The organism is Altererythrobacter sp. MTPC7 (genome assembly GCF_042851395.1).
In the GTDB taxonomy this organism is placed as follows: Bacteria; Pseudomonadota; Alphaproteobacteria; order Sphingomonadales; family Sphingomonadaceae; genus CAJXSN01.
On sequence record NZ_BTGS01000043.1, the window covers coordinates 1 to 1,259 of the forward strand.

The following is a 1,259-nucleotide window of genomic DNA, read 5'->3' on the forward strand; positions in this document are numbered from 1 at the left end:
AATCCCGACCTGAGGAATGGACGGGAAATGAGGAAGACGAGGAAGCGCTACAGCGCGGAGTTCAAGGCAAAGGTGGCACTGGAAGCGATCCGGGGTGACCTGACGCTGGCGGAGCTGGCAGCGAAGCATGGCATCCACCATACGATGATCGCGGCGTGGAAGCGGCAGGCGGTCGAAGGGATGGCAGGCACGTTCTCGGGGGCAAGTGATGCGGCCCGGGCGGCCAGCGAGGCCGAAGTCGAGAAGCTTCACGCGAAGATCGGTCAGTTGGTCGTGGAGCGCGATTTTTTAGCCAGAGCCTCCGGTCGATGAGCGTGGCACGGAGGCGGGCGATGATCGAACCTGCTCACCAACGCCTGTCTATCGCGGCGCAATGCCGGCTGCTCTCGATCAGCCGGTCGTCCTACTACTATGCACCGGTGCCGGAGAGTGAGGAGACGCTGGCGCTGATGCGGGTGATCGACGCGGCGTTCCTCGACATGCCGTGGTATGGCAGCCGGCAGATGGTCCGGCACCTGCGCCGAGGCGGCTATGATGTTGACCGACGACGTGTGCGGCGGCTGATGGGCAAGATGGGCCTGTCGCCGATCTACCAGCGACCGCGCACGAGTGATCCGCATCCGCAGCATCGGATTTATCCGTATCTGCTGCGCAAGCTGGAGATAGTGCGACCGAACCATGTGTGGTGTGCGGATGTGACCTACATCCCGATGCGCCGAGGGTTCCTGTACCTGGTCGCGGTGATGGACTGGGCGACCCGCAAGGTCTTGGCCTGGCGCCTGTCGAACACGATGGATGCGGGCTTCTGCGTGGCGGCTTTGGAGGAAGCGCTGGCGCGCTTCGGTCGTCCCGAGATCTTCAATACGGATCAGGGTAGTCAGTTCACTTCGCTAGCCTTCACCAGCGTGCTGCGGGATGCCGAGGTGCGGATCAGCATGGACGGCCGAGGCCGCTGGATGGACAACGTGTTCATCGAGCGGCTGTGGCGATCTCTCAAATATGAATGCGTTTATCTCCACGCCTTCGAGACCGGTTCGGAGCTGCGCACTGGCCTTGCTCGTTGGATCACCTACTACAACACGCAGCGACCGCACTCGGGTCTAGCGGGGCAGACCCCGGCAGAGGCCTATGGACGGATCGACGCTTCAGATCATGGGGGGCATGCCCCCCATGATCTGATGACCAGACTGGCGGCATAATCACATCCGGGATTAGCTTAACTTCGCCGCCAACCTGTCCAAGAAGACGGGACCACCTCA

At 62.3% G+C, this 1,259-nt stretch carries 1 protein-coding gene; it reads left to right on the forward strand.

Features of this window, described 5'->3' with window-relative positions; genetic code table 11:
* Positions 1–27 precede the first annotated feature (27 nt).
* A protein-coding gene (locus ACGHJ7_RS14740) for an IS3 family transposase (RefSeq protein ID WP_390479177.1) occupies positions 28–1,199 on the forward strand; the annotation gives its coding sequence in 2 pieces (ribosomal slippage) (positions 28–292 and positions 292–1,199; 1,173 coding nt in all).
* Positions 1,200–1,259 lie beyond the last annotated feature (60 nt).